This is a genomic window from Streptomyces sp. NPDC053493, assembly GCF_044544825.1.
Taxonomy (GTDB): Bacteria; Actinomycetota; Actinomycetes; order Streptomycetales; family Streptomycetaceae; genus Streptomyces.
In genome coordinates, this window is sequence record NZ_JBITXS010000001.1 from 438,660 (window position 1) to 457,989 (window position 19,330).

A 19,330-nucleotide genomic window follows, 5' to 3' on the forward strand; every position below is an offset into this window, starting at 1 on the left:
GCCCCGCGGCCTGCCGTCAGGGGCTGTTTGTGCTGTTCTCAATCCGTCTGGTCCACAGGGGAGTAGACCGCCGTGACCGCGCCGCCCCGATATCTCAGCCCATTCGTGCGCACGCGCACGCGGCTGTCGCTGACCCTCGGCCTCGTACTGGCCGCCCTGACCGCTGCCCTTTTGCCCTGGTGGCAGCACTCCACTCCGCCCACGGTGACCGGTTCGAAGCCGGTCGACGCCAAGCAGGCCTCGACCGGTCCGAAGGACGAGGCCGCCGCGATGGCCGAGGCCCGCCGGACCCGCAAGAAGGTCCTCGTCGACACGGCCACCACGGCCACGTCCCAGACCTGGGCCCTGCCCGACGGCCAGCTCCGCACGCAGACGTACGCGCTGCCCCAGCGGGCGAAGAACGCCGCCGGCCACTGGGCTCCGATCGACAACACCCTGAAGCGTTCGGCGAAGGCCCCGCGCGGCCTGGGCGTCGCACCTGCCAACGCCGCCGTACCGGTGCGGTTCTCGAGCGGCAGCGCCGACGCCTCGCGCGCGAACCGTTCGTACGCCCGTGCCCCTCAGCCCGGGGAGACGCTCCTCGCCGAGGTCCGGTTCCCGGGCCACACCATCGACTTCAGCTGGCCGGGCACCCTGCCCGAGCCGGTGCTCGACGGTCCGCGCGCCCTCTACTCCGAGGTGCTGCCCGGCGTCGACCTGCTGCTGGTCGCCCGCGACGAGGGCGGCTTCGGCCAGCTCCTGATCGTCAAGACGCCCGAGGCCGCCAAGAACCCGGCCCTCGCCAAGGTCGGTTACGGGCTGCGCTCCGCGACGGCCACCTTCCACAACGACCCCGAGCACAGCCGCGTCCAGGTCCTGGACAAGGCCGGCAAGGAGGTCGCCTCCCTGCCGACGCCCTTCGCGTGGGACTCGAACGGACGCGACGCCGAGCTGCCGGCGGGCACCCCGCAGCGCACCGCCACCGGCTCCCCGGCGGACGTCCTGAAGCTGTCCGGCCTGTCCGGCATCGAGCCGGGCACCAAGGCCGCGCAGCTGCCCGTCGCCCTGACGGGCGAGGGCACCGGCACCGCGCGCATCGAGCTCGACGTGGCCGGCACGGGGCTGCTGTCCCGCAAGGACGTGAAGTTCCCGCTCTTCGTCGACCCGACGATGACTCCCGGCACCGCCGCCTGGGCCCTGGTGGTCAAGAACTACCCGACCTCCAACTACATCAACGGCACCAACTACAGCGGCGGCACGTCCGACGCCCGCGTCGGCCACGAGAGCGACACCGGCATCACCGCCCGGTCGTTCTGGCGCATCGGCTTCGTGCAGAACATCCAGGACGCGACGGTCACCCGCGCCACGTTCAAGGTGCTCAACAACCACGCGTGGTCCTGCTCCGGCCGTGAGTTCCAGTTCTATCTGACCGGTGCGATCGGCTCCGGCACGACCTGGAACGCCCAGCCGTCCTGGTCGACGCAGCTGAAGAAGTGGTCCTTCGCGCACGGCTACTCCTCGTCCTGCCCCGACGCCTACGAGGCCATCGACGTCAAGAGCGCCGCCCAGTCGGCCGCGAACGGCAACTGGTCGAACATCACCTTCGGCCTGCGCGCCACCACGGAGACGGACTCCTACACCTGGCGCAAGTTCGCGGCCAAGTCGGCCGTGATGGAGTACGACTACAACCGCCCGCCGAACGAGCCCACCGACGGTGAGGTCAACGGTCTGGACTGTGTCGTCAGCGCCACGGGCCAGACGATGGGCAAGACCAACCTGGTCCTGAAGGCCAAGGCCACCGACCCCGACGGCAACCTCACCGGTCTGCGCTTCAAGTTCTGGAAGGCCGGCGACGCCGTCCCGGCCGGCACCGTGGTGCCGCTGTCCGCCGGCTGGGGCTCGACGACGATCCCGGCGACCTCGCTCGTGGACAAGGCCACCTACTACTGGGCCGTGCGCGCCGAGGACTCCGGCGGTCTGTCGTCCACCTACTTCCCGCCGAACACCACGGACAACTGCGCCGTCACCATCGACGGCTCCGCGCCGCCGCCGCCCGCGGTCAGCAGCACGGAGTTCAAGCGCGCCACCTCCGACGGCGCCACCTGGGCCACCGTGAAGTTCGGCTCGACCGGTTCGATGACCTTCACGTCCGCGGGTGCGGCGAAGTTCCGCTACGGCTGGGAGGGCGCGTCCTACACCGACGTCACCGCCACCAACGGCTCGTACACCCTCACGGGTCTCAAGCCCGCGCACGCCGGTCCGAACTGGATGCACGTCTTCGCGCTCGACTCGGTCGGCAACGTCAGTGGCCGCACCGACTACGCGACCTACGTCCCGCCGCGGGACACCGCGGACGGTCCCGGCGACGTCGGCGGTGACGGCGTCCCGGACCTGATGATCATCGACGCGAACGGCAACTTCTTCTCCTACCCGGGCACGCCCGGCGGTGAGCTGTACGCGGGCATGACCGGCTCCTACACCATCGGAACCGACGGCAAGCCGGTCCTGGCGCCCAAGGCGCCGTGGTGGAACGGCTCGAAGGCCGCGCTGATCTCGCACTACCAGGACGTCTACCCGGGCGACGGATCCACCGACCTGTTCGCGGTCGACCCCGACGGCACGTTCTACCTCTACCCGGGCGACGGTTACGGCACGTTCAACGTCGACGACCGCCTCCCGATCCGCCTCCCGTCGAACGCGCCCGCGCCCTCGACGTGGTCGGAGATGAAGGCGATCGGCGACATCACCGGCGACAAGCTGCCGGACGTGGCGGTCACCACCGGCACCCAGTTCTGGATCCTGTCCGGCTACACCGGAGCCTCCTTCCAGACCGCCACCCTCATGGAGGGCACCGCCTGGGGCCCGCGTGACATCGTCAACATCGCCGACATCGACCTCGACAACACGCCCGACCTGCTCTGGCGCAGCCTCGACTCCGGCACCATCTACATCCGCCACGGCAAGCCCGGCTCCGTCGCGGGCAGCGTCGACCTGAACTCGCTCAAGCTCGCCGCCAACTCCCGCGAGGGCGTCGACACCTCCTACGGCACCAACTGGACGACGACCAACATCACCGCGGTCATCGGCATCCCCGACGTCAACGGCGACAAGATCCCGGACATGTGGGTGCGCTACGGCGCGGACGGCACGATCAAGCTGTACTACCCGTCCACCACCAACACGGGTGCCGCCGTCAAGACGGTGCTCTCGTCGAACTGGTCCACCATCAAGTCCTTCGGCTGAGCCGAAAACCTCCTTCGGTACGGGTGAGCCCCCGGCGCCAGCACATGGCGCCGGGGGCTCACCCCTTTCCGCATGACGTCCGAGCTCCGTTACGAGCGCTCCGCGCCGCCCTCCGCGATCGCCTCCGCGACCTCCGCCACGCGCTCCGCCTCCTCGGCCGCGAACCGTTCGCGGTCCAGGGCCTCGGCGATCTCCTCGTCCTGGGTCATCAGCAGGTCGAGGTTGGAGTCGCCGAGGTCGAAGACGCCCATGTCGAGATAGGCCTTCTGGAGGCGCTCGCCCCACAGGCCGATGTCCTTGACGCACGGCACGATGCGGCTGAACAGCAGCTTGCGGAAGAGGTGCAGGAACTCGCTCTGCTCGCTGAGCGCCTCCGCCTCCTTCTTCGGGATGCCGAAGTTCTCCAGGACCTCGACGCCGCGCAGCCGGTCGCGCATCAGGTAGCAGCCCTCGATGACGAACTCCTCGCGCTCGCGCAGTTCGGCGTCGGTGAGCTGCCGGTAGTAGTCGCGCAGCGCCATCCGGCCGAAGGCCACGTGGCGGGCCTCGTCCTGCATCACGTACGCGAGTATCTGCTTGGGCAGCGGCTTGTCGGTGGTGTCCCGGATCATGCCGAAGGCGGCGAGCGCGAGGCCCTCGATGAGCACCTGCATGCCGAGGTAGGGCATGTCCCAGCGGGAGTCGCGCAGGGTGTCGCCGAGCAGGCTCTGGAGGTTGTCGTTGATCGGGTAGAGCATCCCGATCTTCTCGTGCAGGAAGCGGCCGTAGATCTCGGCGTGCCGGGCCTCGTCCATGGTCTGGGTGGCCGAGTAGAACTTGGCGTCCAGGTCGGGCACGGACTCCACGATCCGGGCCGCGCAGATCATCGCGCCCTGCTCGCCGTGCAGGAACTGGCTGAACTGCCAGGAGGCGTAGTGCCGGCGCAGGTCGCCCTTGTCCTTGTCGGTCATCTTGGCCCAGTGGCGGGTGCCGTGAAGGGACATGGCCTCGTCGGGAGTGCCGAGCGGGTCGTACGGGTCGACCTCCAGGTCCCAGTCGATGCGGGTGGCGCCGTCCCACTGCTTGTCCTTGCCCTTCTGGTACAGGGCGAGGAGACGGTCACGGCCGTCGTCGTAGTCCCAGTTGAAGCGGGCAGCACCGGTCGCCGGCACCTGCCAGACCGGCTCCTTGGGGGCCTGGGCGTAGAGGTCGTGCGTCGACACTGACGGCTCCTTCCGACGTTTTCAGCAGGCTCACACGTTGGTAGACGCAGGGTCAACAAGTCGCGCGTGAGGGATTGACGACGTTACTGACGGGGAGTCTTATAAAGCCGGAAGAGCCGACAACACCGCGCGAGGTGCCACCGCCATGGCCCGTACCACCGAGCCCGACTTCACCCTCCTGCGCGACGCCCTGGGCCCGCTGCGCGACCGCGAGCAGGTCGCCGAGCGGCTCCTGGAGTCCTCCCTCAAGCACTCCTTCGACCCCGACACCGAGCTCGACTGGACGGCGCCCTTCGAGGACGGCAAGTGGTTCTGGCCGCCCGAGCTGGTCTCGCTCTACGACACACCGCTGTGGCGGCGGATGTCCGAGGAGCAGCGGATCGACCTCTCCCGGCACGAGGCCGCCTCGCTCGCCTCCCTCGGGATCTGGTTCGAGATCATCCTGATGCAGCTGCTCGTCCGGCACATCTACGACCGGCCGCTCACCGGCAGCCACGTCCGCTACGCCCTCACCGAGATCGCCGACGAGTGCCGGCACTCGATGATGTTCGCCCGGCTCATCCGGCGCGGCGGGGCGCCCGAGTACCCGGTGCCGCGGATCTACCACAACCTCGGCCGGATCCTGAAGACCGTCTCCACCACGCCCGGCTCCTTCGCCGCCACCCTGCTCGGCGAGGAGATCCTCGACTGGATGCAGCGTCTCACCTTCCCGGACGAGCGCGTCCAGCCCCTCGTCCGCGGCGTCACCCGCATCCATGTCGTCGAGGAGGCCCGCCATGTGCGTTACGCGCGCGAGGAGCTGCGCCGCCAGATGATCACGGCGCCCCGCTGGGAGCGCGCGTTCACCCGGCTCAGCTGCGGCGAGGCCGCCCGGGTCTTCTCCACCTGCTTCATCAACCCGGCCGTGTACGAGAACGTCGGCCTCGACCGCCGCGAGGCCCTCGCCCAGGTCCGCGCGAGCGCCCACCGCCGTGAGGTGATGCAGTCCGGCGCGAAACGCCTCACGGACTTCCTGGACGACGTGGGCGCGCTGCGGGGCGCGGGCCGCAGGCTCTGGAAGTCGTCGGGCCTGCTGGCCTGAGCCCGCTCACCACCGTCGGAGCGTGTGCGAGACGCCGCGAGCCCGGCAGGATCGGCGAGGGACCCCCTAGGCTGCGGGGCATGACCAGTGCCGCCTCGCCCGCGTACCGCCGGCTCAGCGTCGAGGAGCGGCGGCTGCAGCTGCTCGACGCGGCCCTGTCGCTGTTCGCGCACCGGCCGCCGGAGGACGTCTCGCTCGACGACGTCGCCGAGGCCGCGGGTGTCTCGCGCCCGCTCGTCTACCGCTACTTCCCGGGCGGCAAGCAGCAGTTGTACGAGGCGGCCCTGCGTTCCTCGGCCGACGCCCTGGAGCGCTGCTTCGCCGAGCCGCCCGAGGGCCCGCCGACCGAGCGGCTGACCCGGGTCCTGGACCGCTACCTGGCCTTCGTGGACCAGCACGACGCCGGGTTCGCCGCGCTGCTGCGCGGCGGCAGCGTCGCCGAGACCTCGCGGACCACGGCGATCGTGGACGAGGTCCGGCGGGCCGCGGCCGAGCAGATCCTCTTCCACCTGGGCGTGTCCGGGCCGGGCCCGCGGCTCGGCATGATGGTGCGGACCTGGATCGCCGCGGTTGAGGCGGCGTCGCTGATCTGGGTGGACGAGGACAAGCGCCCGCCGGCCGCCGAGCTGCGGGACTGGCTGGTCGACCATCTGGTCGCGCTGCTCGCGGCGACGGCCGCCGGCGACGCGGAGACCGCCGAGGTGGTGGCCCGTCTCCTCGCCCAGGAGCGGGCGTCGGGGCCAGTCGGCCGGCTGGCCAGGAACGTGCTCCCGGTGGTCGGCGAGGCCGCGCACCTGCTCTGAGCGGGACCCGGGGCCGCCGGAGGGGACACTGGTGGGGTGAAGAGCGAGAACACCCCCTTTCGCGGCGGCCCCCTCGACGGCCGGACGCTGCCCGTCCTGCTGGGTCTGACCGGTCACCCGCCGAAGTGGTACGAGGTGCCGGTCCCGGCGCACGACGGGCGCCCGCCGGTCCTGTACGCCTACCGTCGCGAGCCGGCCGGTTACACGAGGCGGCTCGGGCTGCAGCGCGGCTGGGTGTACGTGTACGCGCCGGAGGGACGGGAGCGCCGGGAGATCCGGTGGCCGTGGTCCAAGCCGGGCGGCGGGGCGGCCGGCGGCGGGACCTCGGACGGCGGGGCGGCGGGCGGGGCGGGGGCTGCTCCGAAGGAGTGAGCGACCGGAACACCCGCCCGATCGTCCGTTCATCGGACTATTCGGCCCGTCATCATCCCGGTGGAGGTGGTGACGTGCCGGGACGACTGCTGCGCACGCTGGCGGGAGTGCTCGCCGTGACGACGACGCTGACCGCGGGCCCACAGGCCTCGGCGGCGCCCGGCGACGACCCGCCCGGCTCCGCCACCTCCTCCGGCCCCGCGTCCGGCCCCGCTCCCGGCCCGTCAGGTTCCGTCTCCGGCCTCCTCACCCGTCTCCGGACCCTCTACCAGGAGTCGGAGAAGGCCGCCGAGGCCTACAACGCCGCCGACGAGGCACTGAAGAAGCAGACGGCCGACACCCGCAGGACCGCCGCCGATCTGGCGGCCGCCCGCCGGGCCCTCGCCCGCGGCCGCGACGAGGCCGGCCGGCTCGCCCGGCAGCAGTACCAGGGCCGCTCCGAACTCTCCCCGTATCTGCGCCTCCTGCTCGCTCCCGACCCCCAGCACGCCCTGGACCAGGGCCACCTGGTCGCCCGCGCCGCCCGCGAACGGGCCACGGTCGTCGCCCGCCTCCAGGCCGCCGAGAAGAAGGCGGGCGCCCTCGCCGCCGCCTCCCGCACGGCGCTGGAACGCCGGCGCGGCCTGCTGGCCGCCCGGAAGAAGCACCGGGCCACCGCGCAGACGCGACTGCGCGAGGTCGAGCGGCTGCTCGCCGGGCTCTCGCCCGACCAGCTCGGCCGCCTCGCCTCCCTCGAGACCGCCCAGACCGCCGGCGCCCAGAGCCGGCTCCTCGGCTCCGGCGTCCTCGACGGGGCCCGCACTCCCTCCGAGGCCGGCGCCGAGGCGCTGCGCTTCGCGGTGCGGCAGATCGGCAAGCCGTACGCGTGGGGAGGCGAGGGCCCCGACACGTACGACTGCTCCGGACTCACCCGGCAGGCGTGGGCGGCGGCCGGGCACGAACTCCCGCGCACCAGCCAGGAGCAGTGGGAGACCCTGCCCCGCGTCCCGCTCACCCGCCTGCGGCCCGGCGACCTGGTCGTCTACTTCCCCGAGGCCACCCACGTCGCCCTCTACCTCGGCGACGGCCTCGTCGTCCACGCCCCGCGCCCCGGCGCCCGCGTCAAGGTCTCCCCGCTCGCCGCCAACCCGCTCCTAGGCGCCGTACGCCCCGATCCCGACGCCCCGCCCCTGAAAACGTTCACGCCGCCCGAGCTCCCGGAGGGAGCCACGGACGGCGCGGACGAGGGCGTCTCGGGCCTGGACCAGGCCGAGGAACAGGCTCGGGATCAGGCCGGGGATCAGGCTCAGGATCAAGCCGAGGATCAGGCTCCGGAGACCGAGGCCAGGTAGGCGTTCGTCTTCTCCGGGTCGAAGAAGAAGTTCTCGAAGTCGGCCGGGTCGTTGAAGCCGTTGGCGAAACGGTCGGCGACCGGCTGCAGCTGGCCGGCGGCGCCGAGCAGGTTCAGGACGTGCTCCGGCGGCGGCGCGAGCATCGCGTTGGTCCACTTGGTGACGTGCTGGGCGGTCTGCCAGTAGCGGTCGAACGCGCCCCGCATCCACTCCTCGTCGAAGGGACGCTCGCCGTGCTCCACGATCGCGGCGAGGTACGCGGCGGCGCACTTGGACGCCGAGTTGGAGCCCTGGCCCGTGATCGGGTCGTTGGCCACGACCACGTCGGCCACGCCCAGGACCAGACCGCCGCCGGGCAGACGGCCGATCGGGTTGCGGACGGTCGGGGCGTAGCGGCCCGCGAGGGTGCCGCCGGCGTCGGTGAGTTCGACCTCGGTGGCCCGGGCGTGCTCCCAGGGCGTGAAGGTCTCCATCAGCTTCAGCGTGAGCGCCAGGTGCTCGGCCGGGTCCTTGACGCCCTGGAAGACGTCCAGCGGGCCGCCCGGGACGCCCTCCCAGAAGAGGATGTCGGCGCGGCCGGAGGTGGTGAGGGTCGGCATGACGAACAGCTCGCCGACGCCCGGCACCACGTTGCAGCGCACCGCGTCGAAGTCCGGGTGCTCGGGGCGCGGGCCGAGTCCGTGCACGTACGCGACGGCGAGCGCGCGCTGCGGCTCGCTGTACGGCGAGCGGGCCGCGTCCCGGCCGAACATGGAGACCAGCTCGCCCTTGCCGGCCGCCACCAGCACCAGGTCGTAGTTGCGGGAGAAGTAGTCGAGGTCGCCGACGGCCGCGCCGTGGATGACCAGCCGGCCGCCGCGCTGGGCGAAGGTCTCCATCCAGCCGGCCATCTTGACCCGCTGGTCGACGGACTGCGCGTATCCGCCGAGCCTGCCCACCCAGTCGATGACCCGGGCCGAGTCCGGGCCGGCGACGGAGACGCCGAGGCCCTCGATCCGCGGGGCCTGGGACTCCCAGAAGTTGATGCCGAGGTCGCGCTCGTGCTGGAGCGCGGTGTCGAACATGCACTGCGTGGACATGACCCGCCCGGAGCGGATCTCGTCCGCCGTGCGGTTGGACATCAGCGTGACGTCGTAGCCCTTCGACTGCAGTCCGAGGGCGAGCTGGAGACCGGACTGACCGGCTCCGACTATGAGTATCTTGCGCATGGGGGACCTTGGGTGCTGGGGATCTATTCGGGGGTGGCTTCGAGAGCGTGCTCGACCATCGCGAGCAGCGTCTCGACCACGCTGTACCGCTTGCGCGCGTCCATGATCATGATCGGGACGTGCGGCGGAACGGTCAGCGCGTCGCGGACGTCCGCCACCTCGAAGCGCTCGGTGCCCTCGAAGTGGTTGACGGCCACGACGTACGGCAGGCCGCAGCTCTCGAAGTAGTCCAGCGCCGGGAAGCAGTCGGTCAGCCGGCGGGTGTCCGCGAGCACGACGGCGCCGATCGCGCCGCGCACCAGGTCGTCCCACATGAACCAGAAGCGCTGCTGCCCCGGCGTGCCGAACACGTACAGGACCAGGTCGTCGTCCAGCGTGATCCGGCCGAAGTCCATCGCCACGGTCGTCGTCAGCTTGTCGGGCGTGGCGGTGAGGTCGTCGGTGTCCTCGCTCGCCCGCGTCATCAGCGCCTCGGTCTGGAGCGGCGTGATCTCCGAGACGGCGCGGACGAAGGTGGTCTTGCCGACGCCGAAGCCGCCCGCGACGACGACCTTGGTCGCGATCGGCGCGCGGTTGTGGTCGAGCTGCCAGTCCTGGGCGCCCTCTTCGGGGTCGGCGCCGGGCGGCTCGACGGGCGTGGGCTGGGCGGGGATACCGGCGATCACCGGCGATGGCGATTCAGAGACGGCGGAGTCCACTCAGCACCCTTTCGAGGAGCGCGCGGTCGGGCCGGCCGGTGCCGTGGCCGGTCCCGTACACACGGATCTTTCCCTGGTCGGCCAGGTCGCTGAGCAGCACCCGGACGACGCCCAACGGCATCTTGAGGAGCGCCGAGATCTCCGCGACCGTCCGCATGCGGCGGCAGAGCTCGACGATGGCCCGCATCTCCGGCATCAAGCCGCGGGCGGCGGGCCCTCCGTCGGTGAGGACCTTGCGGTCCGGCGCCGCTTCGAGGGCGGCGACGAAGGTCTCCACGAGGAGGATGTGGCCGAAACGGGTGCGGCCGCCGGTGAGCGAGTACGGGCGGACACGGGAGGGGCGGCGCCCCTCCCCACGTATCGGAAGGCGGTGGGCGTGCGCTGCGGACGTCACTGGGCGCTCTCCATGGACTTGGCCAGTTCGCTGCGGAGTTCGGGCGTGAGGACGTGCCCGGCCCGGCCGACGAACAGCGCCATGTGGTACGCGATGACGCTCATGTCGCAGTCGGGCGTGGCGTGCACGCCGAGCAGCGAGCCGTCGCTGATGGACATGACGAAGACGCTGCCCTCCTCCATGGCGACCATGGTCTGCTTGACGCCGCCGCCGTCCATCAGACGGGCCGCGCCGACGGTGAGGCTGCCGATGCCCGAGACGATGGTGGCCAGGTCGGCGCTGGAGCCGCGGGGCCCGGCCGCCCGGTCGGCGGCGACGGGCGGCGGGGCGCCCTGGACGTCCGGGTCCGACGAGAGCAGGAGCAGGCCGTCGGAGGAGACGACGGCGACGGAGCGGACGCCCGGCACCTCCTCGACCAGGTTGCCCAGCAGCCATTGCAGGTTGCGGGCCTCGCTGCTCAGTCCGAATGTTCCGGTCGCAGTCAACTGCGTGCCTCCTCGACTGTGTCCCCCGTCTTCTCCTCGGTACCTGCGGTCCCGGCGGCGTGGATCTCGGCGGCCACGTCGCGGCGGCCGTCCTCGGCTCCTCGCTGGAACCCGCCGAGCCGCCGGCGCAGCGCCTCGGCGTCCACACCGCCGCGGCGTATGGGTGCGGCGGGGGCACCGGCCGGACGCACTATCCGCGGCGTCCGCTTCGGCAGCCCCTTGTCGGTGACCCGCTCCCACCGCCCTTCCCGCGGCCCGGCCTCCTCGACCCCGGCCCGCTCGTGCCCGTCGGGCTCCGCGGGCGGATCGGGCAGCCGCACCTGCAGCGTGGTCTCGGCCGCCACGGGCTCGCGGGGCGCGGTGGCGGGGGCGGGCGCGGGGTGCGCCTCGGGCGCGGCGGGCGCGCTGGGCGTGGCGTGCGCCTCGGGCGCGGGTGCGGGGTGCGCCTCGGGCGCGGGGTGCGCCTCCGGCCCGTGGTTGGGGTCCGCCGCCGGGGCGGCGTACGGGCCGGGCTCCGCCGGATCACCGAACGGCGCCGCGGGGTCCAGCGGTGCCGTCGGGGCCGCGTGGTCGGCGGCGACGCCCGTCTCCTCGGCGAGCCCGGCGTCCGCGGGGGCGTACGCGCCCGGGCCGGCCGGCTCGGACACGGCCTCCTGGTCCGACTCCGCGGAAGCGGCGTGGCCCGTCGGGGCGCCGGTCTCCGGGGCGAGCCCGGGGTCCGCGGAAGCGGCGTGGCCCGTCGGGGCGCCGCCGTCCCCGTCGAGGTCCCGCGCCGGGTTCTGGGCGGCCTGCGGCTGCGAGGCCACCGTGCGTTCCGCCGCCTCGATCAAGGGGTCGCGGTGGCGCGTCGGGAGGGTGTTGGAGTTGGCCTCGGCCACGGAGCCGGGGAGGTTGAGGGCCGGGGGCGAGGTCAGGCCCGGGAGCGGGGCGGCCGGAGGGGCCGTGACCGGCGGGGCCGTGGGGAGGAGCGGGAGCGGGAGGACCACGACGGCCGCGGTGCCGCCCTGCTTCTGCTCGCGCAGCTCGACCCGTACGCCGTGCCGCGCGGCGAGCAGCGCGGTGACGCGGATGCCGAGGCCCTCGCCCTCGGTGCCGGCCGCCGCCTCGGGGTCGGCGAGGCGGGCGTTGAGTTCGGCGCGGCGGTCCGGCGCGACGCCGATGCCGCCGTCCTGGACGGAGAGCATGACCTCGCCGGACTCCAGGAGCCAGCCGGACAGCTGGACCTGGGTGTCGGGCGGCGAGAAGGAGGTGGCGTTCTCGAGGAGTTCGGCCACCAGGTGGCTGAGGTCGTCCGCCGCGAAGCCCGCGACCTGGGCGTACGGCGGCAGCGACTGGATGCTGACCCGCTCGTAGCGCTCGATCTCGCTGACCGCCGCCCGCAGCACGTCGACCAGCGGCACCGGCCCCGGGTGCCCGTGGTGGTGCTCGTGGCCGGCGAGGACGAGCAGGTTCTCGCTGTGGCGGCGCATGACGGTTGCCATGTGGTCGAGCTTGAAGAGGGTGGCGAGCCGGTCGGGGTCCTGCTCGCGCTCCTCCAGCTTCTCGATGACGCCGAGCTGGCGCTCGACGAGTCCGAGCCCGCGCAGCGAGAGGTTGACGAAGGTGTGGTGGACGGTGCCGCGGAGCCGCTCGAGCTCGGCGGTGAGCAGGGCGTTCTGGGCCTGGAGCTCGGCCCGCTGCGCGGTCAGCTCGGCGGCGAGGGCCTCGCGCGCGCCGGCCAGGTCGGCGGCGTGGCCGTCGAGCTGCTCGACCCGCGCGGCGAGGTCGGCCAGCTTGCCCTGGAGGGTGTTGAGGGACCGTACGACCTGGGCGAACTCGTCGTTGCGCCCGGTGAAGCGGATCGCCTCCTCGTGCTGCGGCTCGGGCGCGGCGGCGAGCCGGGCGGCGCCGATGCGCAGGACGGCGAGCGGCCGGGTGAGCGTGCGCGCGACGTACGTGGAGATGCCGACGGCGACGAGCAGACAGCCGCCGAGGAAGGCGAGGCGCACTTCGAGCGCGGTGACGTCGTCGTCGCGGAGCTCGGTGAGGCGGTCGACGCGGCCCGTGGCGAGGGCGGATTCGACGCCGCGCATCTGCTCGATGCGGGCGGAGAGCGCGGCGTCCAGCTTGGCCGGGTCGGTGTTGAGCTCGGACTCGGAGAGTTCGGGCCGGTCGGTGAGGCGGGCGAGATAGCGCTCGGCGTTCTTGACGTCGGGGCCGGTGACGGTGGCGGCGAGGGAGTCGCGCGCGGGCGTGGTGGCGGCCTGGTCGAAGTCGGCGAGGGCGGCGAGTTCGCGGACCCGGGCCTGCTGGGCGGCGGCGGCGAGGGCGTTGCGGGTGCGGTCGGCCTCTTCGGCGCCCTCGGCGCGGTCGGTGACGTAGGTGCCGGTGGCCGGGTCGTAGTGGGTGGTGCCGGGCGCCTCGGGCCGGGGCACGGCGAGCGCGGCGAGCAGCAGGCCGCGCTCGGCGGAGGCCTGTTCGGTGGCGCGGCCGAGGGCGCCGGGGGCCCGGACGGCCTCGGCGGCGCGGCCCGGGGTGCGCTCGGCGAGCTGGTCGGCGAGGGCCTGGAGCTTGCCGATGACGTCGGTGTACGCCTTGTGGGCCTCGAGGGCGGTGCCCTTGCCGGTGAGGGCGGTGCGCCGGATGGAGGGCACGGTGGCGAGGTCGCGGCGCAGCTCGTCGGGCGCGGCGGCGCGGATCTCGTCGATCTGGCGGTCGACGCGGGCGGTGCGGGCGTCGGTGATCCGCCGCTTGTCCTTGGCGTCGCCCGGCTGCTCGTCGCGGCCGGCGGCGATGTAGGCGACGACCTCGTCGCGTTCGTCGGAGAGCGAGTGGGCGAGGGTGACGGCCTGGCGGTCGAGTTCGGCGAGGGCGACGAGGCTGACGGATTCGTCGAGGTCGCCGGAGGCGGTGAGGACGGCGGGTGCGCCGGCGGCGAGCACGGTGACGCCGACCAGGGCGACGCCGGCGACGAGGCGGCTGCGGACCCGCTTGGTGCGGCCGGCCGGCGGCTGCGCGGGCAGGCCGGACGCGGACGCGGGCGCGGAGGTGGGCGTGCCGGGCACGGGCGTGGGCGCGCCGGGCGCGGGCAGGCCGGGGCTCTGCGGATCACCGGGGGTCTGGCTCCGCGCGCCGTTGTTGCTCCGAGGCCGCTTCTTCTGCACCGGTGCTCGCATCCTTGACTCGTCCGCCCATGAAGCAGAGGTGACGACCGGTCACATGTAAGAGCCCCCACCCCTGGTGTGTCTTCCGACCATTTCAGCGGTTCTGGTCAGGGGACTGGCATCGGCCGCTCCGCCACCCGAACGAGTGAACAACACTCATGAGTTGGCGAACAACTCTTCCCGGTGGCCGCCGGGGCGCCTCGCTTACCGCCGGTTGGATCTTCCGCGCGGGCTTTGGCAGGATGCCCGCCCGCAGCTTGCCGGGGCCTGCGTTTCCGAGCCTTCCGGCCCTTCAGGACCCTTTGGTACAGGCCAGATTCGGGCGTTTGGAGGCGTTGTGAAGGAGTGATGCAGGCGGGGCGGGTGCGGGGCAGACTGTGGATCATGCGTACGGAAGCGGCCTCCCTGCCCGGCAGTCCCGAACGGCCCAACGAGGACTGGGCAGCCGCGGTTCTGCCCGCCTCGGGGACGGGAGGCGTGGTCGTCGTCCTGGACGGGGTGACACCGCCGGCGGACGACGACGGTTGTGTGCACGGGGTGCCGTGGTTCACGGCCCGACTCGGCGGCGCTTTGACCGAACTGTCCGCTTCGCGGCGCGATCTGACGCTGTCCGGGATCCTCGCGCTGGCAATCCGGCGCACCGCGGATGCCCACCGGAACACCTGTGACCTTTCTCACGTGCGCACGCCGCAGGCGACCGTGGCGATCGCGCGCTGGGACGAGACCGCCGTGGAGCACCTCGTCCTGTCCGACGCGGCCCTGCTCCTGCGGGCGCCGGACGGCGCGGTACGGGCGGTGCTCGACGACCGGCTGGACCGGGTCCCGGTGGAGGTCCTGCGCTCCCGGGAGGCGACGGACCGGCTGCGCAACCGGGAGGGCGGCTTCTTCACGGCCGCCGCCGACCCGTCCGTGGCGGACCGCGCGGTGACGGGTACGACCCCGAGGGCGCAGGTCCGCGCGCTCGCGGCGCTCAGTGACGGGGCGAGCCGATGGGTGGAGCTGTTCCGGGAGGGCGACTGGGCCGGCCTCTTCGACGTCCTGGACGAGGAGGGCGCGCGCGGCCTGCTCCAGCGGGTCCGGGCCCTGGAGGCGGCGGCCGCGGCGGCCGGCGACGCCCGCCGCTGGAAGCTCCACGACGACGCGACCGCGGTCCACGCCCTTCTGTGAGAGGGCTCGGTTCACCTCCGGGGCGCTGGAGGCCGGAGGAACAGGCCCACCAGACGGTGGGGCCGTCAGCCCTCCGCCGCGCGGACGTTGAAGTGGTGCAGCAGCCGGGCCAGTTCCGCGACCTCCGCGCGGTCCCAGTCGGCGAGCTTGCGCACGTACCGTTCGCGGCGGGCGTCCCGGACGTGCCGGAAGCGGCCCTGGCCCTCCTCGGTGAGGCGGACCAGCGAGGCGCGGCCGTCGGCGGGGTCCGGGTCGCGGGCGACCAGGCCGAGCTCCTCCAGGGCGCGCAGCTGACGGCTCATCGTGGCCTTGCCGACGCCGAACCAGCCGGCCAGGTCGGTGGCGCGCTGCGGGCCGGCCTCGTCGAGCCGTACGAAGAGTCCGTAGGCGGCGGGCTCCAGCTCGGGGTGGACCTCGCGGGCCATCTCGCCGGACTGGGCCCGGGCACGGCGCAGAAAGACCGCCAGTTCGCGTTCCAGCGCGAGGAATTCCTGGTCCACACCACTCCCGTTCCTGGGCCCGACTTCACTCCCCGTACCGCTTCCGTGCACGTCAGCACCCCTCGCGCGCTTTCCGCTCGCTGAAAGTTTCTTCCGGCCGCGGCCATCGCCGCAGCTCCTTCAGTATTTCGCAGGCGTAGACCAACGGCAGCACCCAGGCCCTCTTCCCCGGGCGGGTCTACGTGCGTAGCGTCGTTCCCGGCGTCACAGCCTGACATGTCCACACCAGGATGTGTTCCCCCCTCGCTCCCACGAGCCTTTCGGAGGCACGCAATGCGTGTGCACAGATCCGGAACGTCCCTCGCCGGCGCCGCCCTCGCGGCCCTGGCACTCCTCCTCCCCCTCTCCCTCTCCGGCACCGCCAGCGCCGCCCAGGACCCGGGCGCCCGGCAGGTGCCCGCCCGTGGCTCCGCCTACATGGGCATGGGCGTCATCGCGCACGACGGCCAGGGCGGCAAGCCCGGCGGCGGTGTCACGATCCAGGCCGGCCAGACGGAAGGCGTGGACGTCTCCAGCCACCAGGGGAACGTGGCCTGGTCGACGCTGTGGAACAGCGGGGTGAGGTGGGCCTACGTCAAGGCGACGGAGGGCACGTACTACCAGAACACCTACTTCGCGCAGCAGTACAACGGCTCGTACAACGTGGGCATGATCCGCGGCTCGTACCACTTCGCGACGCCCGACACGACGACCGGCGCCGCGCAGGCCGACTACTTCGTGAACAACGGCGGCGGCTGGTCCCGGGACGGCAAGACGCTGCCGGGCGCGCTGGACATCGAGTGGAACCCGTACGGCGCGACCTGCTACGGCAAGACGCAGTCCGGGATGGTCACCTGGATCCGGGACTTCGTGAACCGCTACAAGACCCGGACCGGCCGCGACCCGGTGATCTACACGGCGACGAGCTGGTGGAAGCAGTGCACCGGCAACTACGGCGGCTTCGCCACCGTCAACCCGCTGTGGATCGCGCGTTACGCCGCCGACGTCGGCGAGCTCCCGGCCGGCTGGGGCTACTACACGATGTGGCAGTACACGTCGTCCGGCCCGACGGTGGGCGACCACAACCACTTCAACGGGGACCTCTCGCGGGTCCAGGCGCTCGCCAACGGCTGAGCGCGGGCCCGTTCGGGGGAGGGCGGGGCTTCGGGGTGAGGGCACCCCGGGGCCCCGCCCGGCCTTTCCGCGACTCGTCCGCGACTCGCCCTCGACGCCGTTTTCCGCTCTCCCTCTTGCTCATTGGTATGGACCAATGCGACCCTCGGGGCGGCGCCCGGGACCGCAACTCCCGTGTGCCACACCGGTGTTGCTCGTCCCGTACTCCCCCACGCACGAGAGAGAGCCCCCCTCATGCCGCCCTTCCGCCGTACGTCCTCCCGCCGTACGTCCTCCGGCCCTGCGCCGGCCCGCCGCACGTCCGTGCGCCGCACCTCCGCCGCCGTCGCCGCCCTCTCGGCGGCGGCCGCGCTCACCGCCCTCACCCCGACCGCCGCCCAGGCCCACGGCGCCGTCTTCAACCCGGTCAGCCGGATCGCGGCCTGCTACGCGGAGGGCCCGGAGACCCCGAAGTCGCAGGTGTGCAAGGACCTCGTCGCCGACTCCGGCACCCAGCCGCTGTACGACTGGAACGAGGTGAACATCGCCAACGCCGCCGGCAACCACCAGGCCGTCATCCCGGACGGCAGGCTCTGCTCCGCCAACCGCGACAAGTACCGCGCCCTCGACTGGGCCCGCACCGACTGGCCCGCCACCGCCGTCGCCTCCGGCGCCTTCGGCTTCCGGATCCGGGTCACCGCGCCGCACTCCGGCACCATGACGATGTACGTCACCAAGCAGGGCTTCGACCCGGCCAAGCCACTGAAGTGGTCCGACCTCGACAGCACCCCGGTCGCCACGTACGCCACCACCCGCACCGCGACCGACGGCTACTACGCCTTCTCCGGCACGCTCCCGGCCCGCACCGGCCGCCACGTCGTCTACATGGTCTGGCAGCGCAACGACAGCCCCGAGGCCTTCTACAGCTGCTCGGACGTCACCTTCGGCACCACGGCGAGCACGGCAGGAACGGCGGGCGGCGTCGACACCGCCGGAAACGCGGGCACGGCAGGTGCCACGGGCAAGGCGGGCAGCGTCGGCCAGGCGGGCAAGGCCGGCGCGGCGGGCGTCGCGCAAGCTCCGACCGAGGCGGAGATCGCGGCGGGCGCGGCGCGCTCGACGGTCAGCCACGCCGGCCACGGCGGCGACGAGCGGCCTCCGGCGCTCTCCGCCGACACCGCCGAGGCCCCCTCCTCCCCGCTCCCGCTCGCCCTCGCGGGCGCCGGCGCGCTCGCCGCCTTCGGCGCGGGCAGCCTGCTGCTGACCCGCCGCCGGGCCGGCAGCGGCGAGAACTGACCCGCCCGGCGGCCACCGGTCACCCAATTCCCGCCATGTGCGAGCGGACGGGTGCATACCGGCGGACTCGTGGACACGCTTGGGGAAAGCTCCGTTCGAACGGCCGTCAGCGCACCGTCGTCCGACCGTGAAGGAGAGCACTCCATGCGGAATGAGCAGCCCTGGACCTACCACCGCGGAGCGGGGCCGCGCACGTTCGGGGTGGAGGAGGAACTGCTCCTCGTGGATCCCGGCAGCGGGGTCCCGCGACCACTCGCCGCCACCGTCACCGAGATCGCCGCCTGGCACGCCGACGTCCTGCGCGAGGAGGACCGGGGCGAGCCGGTGAAGACCGAGCTGTTCTGCGAGATGCTGGAGATCGGCACGCGTCCGTGCGCCACGGCGGACGAGCTCGCCGAGCAGCTGCTCCGGGCCAGGACCGCGGCCGCGGCCGCCGCCAAGGAGGCGGGGGCCGCGGTCGCGGCCCTCGCGACCGCCCCGATGCGCTTCGACCCGGTCCTCACTCCCGACGACCGGTACCGGCGCATCGAGGACCGCTACGCCCGGCTCGTCGACGACAAGCTCACCTGCGCGTGCCACGTCCACGTCCATCTCGTCTCGGCCGAGGAGGGCGTCGGCGTCCTCGACCGGATCCGGCCCTGGCTCGCGCCGCTCCTCGCGCTCAGCGCCAACTCGCCGTACTGGCAGGGCGAGGACACCGGGTACGCGAGCTGGCGCCACCAGCTGTGGTCGCGCTGGCCGATGAGCGGGCCGAGCGAGCTGTACGGGGACGTGGCGGCGCTGGAGGAGACGACCAGGGCGATGCTGGCGAGCGAGGTGCTGGTCGACGACCACATGATCTACTTCGACGCCCGGCTCTCCCGCAGCTATCCGACCCTGGAGGTGCGGGTCGGCGACGTCTGCCAGCACGTCGAGGACGCGGTGCTCCTCGCGGTCCTGGTGCGCGCCCTGGTGGAGACCGGGGCCCGGGCCTGGCGGGCGGGTGTGGCGGCCGATCCGGTGCCGACCGTGGTGCTGCGCCTGGCGTCCTGGCGGGCCAGCCGCTACGGCGTCGGCGGCGAGCTGCTGCACCCGCTGACCTGGCGGCCGGCGCCGGCCGCCGACGTCCTCCAGGCCCTGCTCGACCACGTCGCGCCGGCGCTGCGCGCCACGGGCGACTTCGAGCGGGCGGTGCGCGCGGTCGAGGAGCTGCTCGCCCGGGGCACCGGGGCCGATCTCCAGCGCGCCGCGTACGACGGCGGCGCGAGCCTGGCACCGGTCGTCGCCGACGCCGTGCGCCGCACCGCGCCCGCGTGAGCCGGCGGCCGGGGCGCCCTCCACCCGGAGGGCGCCCCGG

The 19,330-nt window shown here is 73.1% G+C and carries 16 protein-coding genes; 9 read left to right on the plus strand and 7 right to left on the minus strand.

The window, feature by feature from the left end; translation table 11 throughout:
- Window positions 1-105: 105 nt before the first annotated feature.
- On the plus strand, window positions 106-3,222 hold the full coding sequence (locus ACIGO8_RS01890; RefSeq protein ID WP_399722758.1) for a DNRLRE domain-containing protein: 3,117 nt from the start codon (window positions 106-108) through the stop codon (window positions 3,220-3,222).
- Window positions 3,223-3,311: 89 nt separating this feature from the next.
- Here ACIGO8_RS01890 and ACIGO8_RS01895 read toward each other — a convergent pair whose 3' ends face one another.
- Window positions 3,312-4,424 (minus strand): ferritin-like domain-containing protein, encoded by a 1,113-nt coding sequence (locus ACIGO8_RS01895; RefSeq protein WP_399722759.1) that lies wholly within the window; start codon window positions 4,422-4,424, stop codon window positions 3,312-3,314.
- Window positions 4,425-4,569: 145 nt separating this feature from the next.
- On the opposite strand from ACIGO8_RS01895, the gene ACIGO8_RS01900 reads away from it, so the two are divergent.
- The 4 genes from ACIGO8_RS01900 (at window position 4,570) to ACIGO8_RS01915 (ending at window position 8,011) form a co-directional block, all read left to right on the plus strand.
- A complete protein-coding gene (locus ACIGO8_RS01900) occupies window positions 4,570-5,505 on the plus strand; it encodes a diiron oxygenase (protein WP_399722761.1) in 936 nt (311 codons plus the stop codon).
- A gap of 80 nt (window positions 5,506-5,585) precedes the next feature.
- Entirely contained in the window at window positions 5,586-6,308 is a 723-nt protein-coding gene (locus tag ACIGO8_RS01905; RefSeq protein WP_399722763.1) for a TetR/AcrR family transcriptional regulator, read from the plus strand.
- Between the two features lie 36 nt (window positions 6,309-6,344).
- Window positions 6,345-6,680, plus strand: a complete 336-nt coding sequence (locus ACIGO8_RS01910; RefSeq protein ID WP_399722764.1) for a hypothetical protein — start codon at window positions 6,345-6,347, stop codon at window positions 6,678-6,680.
- A 74-nt stretch (window positions 6,681-6,754) separates the two neighbouring features.
- On the plus strand, window positions 6,755-8,011 hold the full coding sequence (locus ACIGO8_RS01915) for a C40 family peptidase (RefSeq protein WP_399722766.1): 1,257 nt from the start codon (window positions 6,755-6,757) through the stop codon (window positions 8,009-8,011).
- Here the strand turns inward: ACIGO8_RS01915 and ACIGO8_RS01920 are convergent.
- From ACIGO8_RS01920 to ACIGO8_RS01940, 5 genes are read right to left on the minus strand one after another with little or no spacing between them, the layout of a single operon-like run.
- Entirely contained in the window at window positions 7,984-9,219 is a 1,236-nt protein-coding gene (locus tag ACIGO8_RS01920; protein WP_399722768.1) for a styrene monooxygenase/indole monooxygenase family protein, read from the minus strand. The two genes, ACIGO8_RS01915 and ACIGO8_RS01920, sit on opposite strands and share 28 nt — an antisense overlap.
- A gap of 23 nt (window positions 9,220-9,242) precedes the next feature.
- The gene (locus ACIGO8_RS01925) at window positions 9,243-9,917 is read right to left on the minus strand and encodes a GTP-binding protein (protein ID WP_399722770.1); all 675 of its coding nucleotides are present in this window, start codon (window positions 9,915-9,917) and stop codon (window positions 9,243-9,245) included.
- Window positions 9,898-10,311 carry a DUF742 domain-containing protein gene (locus tag ACIGO8_RS01930; protein WP_399722771.1) on the minus strand — a complete coding sequence of 138 codons (414 nt, stop codon included), beginning with the start codon at window positions 10,309-10,311 and terminating at the stop codon, window positions 9,898-9,900. The genes ACIGO8_RS01925 and ACIGO8_RS01930 overlap by 20 nt, the downstream gene beginning before the upstream one ends.
- Window positions 10,308-10,796, minus strand: coding sequence for a roadblock/LC7 domain-containing protein (locus ACIGO8_RS01935; RefSeq protein ID WP_399722773.1), 489 nt, complete (start codon window positions 10,794-10,796; stop codon window positions 10,308-10,310). The genes ACIGO8_RS01930 and ACIGO8_RS01935 overlap by 4 nt, the downstream gene beginning before the upstream one ends.
- Window positions 10,793-13,939: a nitrate- and nitrite sensing domain-containing protein gene (locus tag ACIGO8_RS01940; RefSeq protein WP_399722775.1), complete on the minus strand. Its 3,147-nt coding sequence runs from the start codon at window positions 13,937-13,939 to the stop codon at window positions 10,793-10,795. Before ACIGO8_RS01940 ends, ACIGO8_RS01935 begins: the two co-directional genes overlap by 4 nt.
- A gap of 384 nt (window positions 13,940-14,323) precedes the next feature.
- On the opposite strand from ACIGO8_RS01940, the gene ACIGO8_RS01945 reads away from it, so the two are divergent.
- Entirely contained in the window at window positions 14,324-15,106 is a 783-nt protein-coding gene (locus ACIGO8_RS01945; RefSeq protein WP_399722777.1) for a hypothetical protein, read from the plus strand.
- 65 nt (window positions 15,107-15,171) lie between these two features.
- On the opposite strand, the gene ACIGO8_RS01950 is transcribed toward ACIGO8_RS01945, so the two are convergent.
- Window positions 15,172-15,657, minus strand: a complete 486-nt coding sequence (locus tag ACIGO8_RS01950; RefSeq protein ID WP_399722779.1) for a MarR family winged helix-turn-helix transcriptional regulator — start codon at window positions 15,655-15,657, stop codon at window positions 15,172-15,174.
- A gap of 222 nt (window positions 15,658-15,879) precedes the next feature.
- Between ACIGO8_RS01950 and ACIGO8_RS01955 the strand changes: the two genes are divergently transcribed.
- The 3 genes from ACIGO8_RS01955 to ACIGO8_RS01965 all read left to right on the plus strand — a co-directional run bounded on the left by ACIGO8_RS01955 (window position 15,880) and on the right by ACIGO8_RS01965 (window position 19,290).
- Window positions 15,880-16,719, plus strand: a complete 840-nt coding sequence (locus ACIGO8_RS01955) for a lysozyme (protein WP_399722781.1) — start codon at window positions 15,880-15,882, stop codon at window positions 16,717-16,719.
- 234 nt (window positions 16,720-16,953) lie between these two features.
- Window positions 16,954-17,994, plus strand: coding sequence for a lytic polysaccharide monooxygenase (locus ACIGO8_RS01960; protein ID WP_399722782.1), 1,041 nt, complete (start codon window positions 16,954-16,956; stop codon window positions 17,992-17,994).
- Between the two features lie 144 nt (window positions 17,995-18,138).
- A complete protein-coding gene (locus tag ACIGO8_RS01965) occupies window positions 18,139-19,290 on the plus strand; it encodes a glutamate--cysteine ligase (protein WP_399722784.1) in 1,152 nt (383 codons plus the stop codon).
- Window positions 19,291-19,330: the final 40 nt, after the last annotated feature.

Coding starts and splice junctions, on each gene's coding strand:
- ACIGO8_RS01965 (WP_399722784.1), top strand. CDS start 18,139: ATGCGGAATGAGCAGCCCTGGACCTACCACCGCGGAGCGGGGCCGCGC.
- ACIGO8_RS01960 (WP_399722782.1), top strand. CDS start 16,954: ATGCCGCCCTTCCGCCGTACGTCCTCCCGCCGTACGTCCTCCGGCCCT.
- ACIGO8_RS01905 (WP_399722763.1), top strand. CDS start 5,586: ATGACCAGTGCCGCCTCGCCCGCGTACCGCCGGCTCAGCGTCGAGGAG.
- ACIGO8_RS01945 (WP_399722777.1), top strand. CDS start 14,324: ATGCGTACGGAAGCGGCCTCCCTGCCCGGCAGTCCCGAACGGCCCAAC.
- ACIGO8_RS01920 (WP_399722768.1), bottom strand. CDS start 9,219: ATGCGCAAGATACTCATAGTCGGAGCCGGTCAGTCCGGTCTCCAGCTC.
- ACIGO8_RS01900 (WP_399722761.1), top strand. CDS start 4,570: ATGGCCCGTACCACCGAGCCCGACTTCACCCTCCTGCGCGACGCCCTG.
- ACIGO8_RS01955 (WP_399722781.1), top strand. CDS start 15,880: ATGCGTGTGCACAGATCCGGAACGTCCCTCGCCGGCGCCGCCCTCGCG.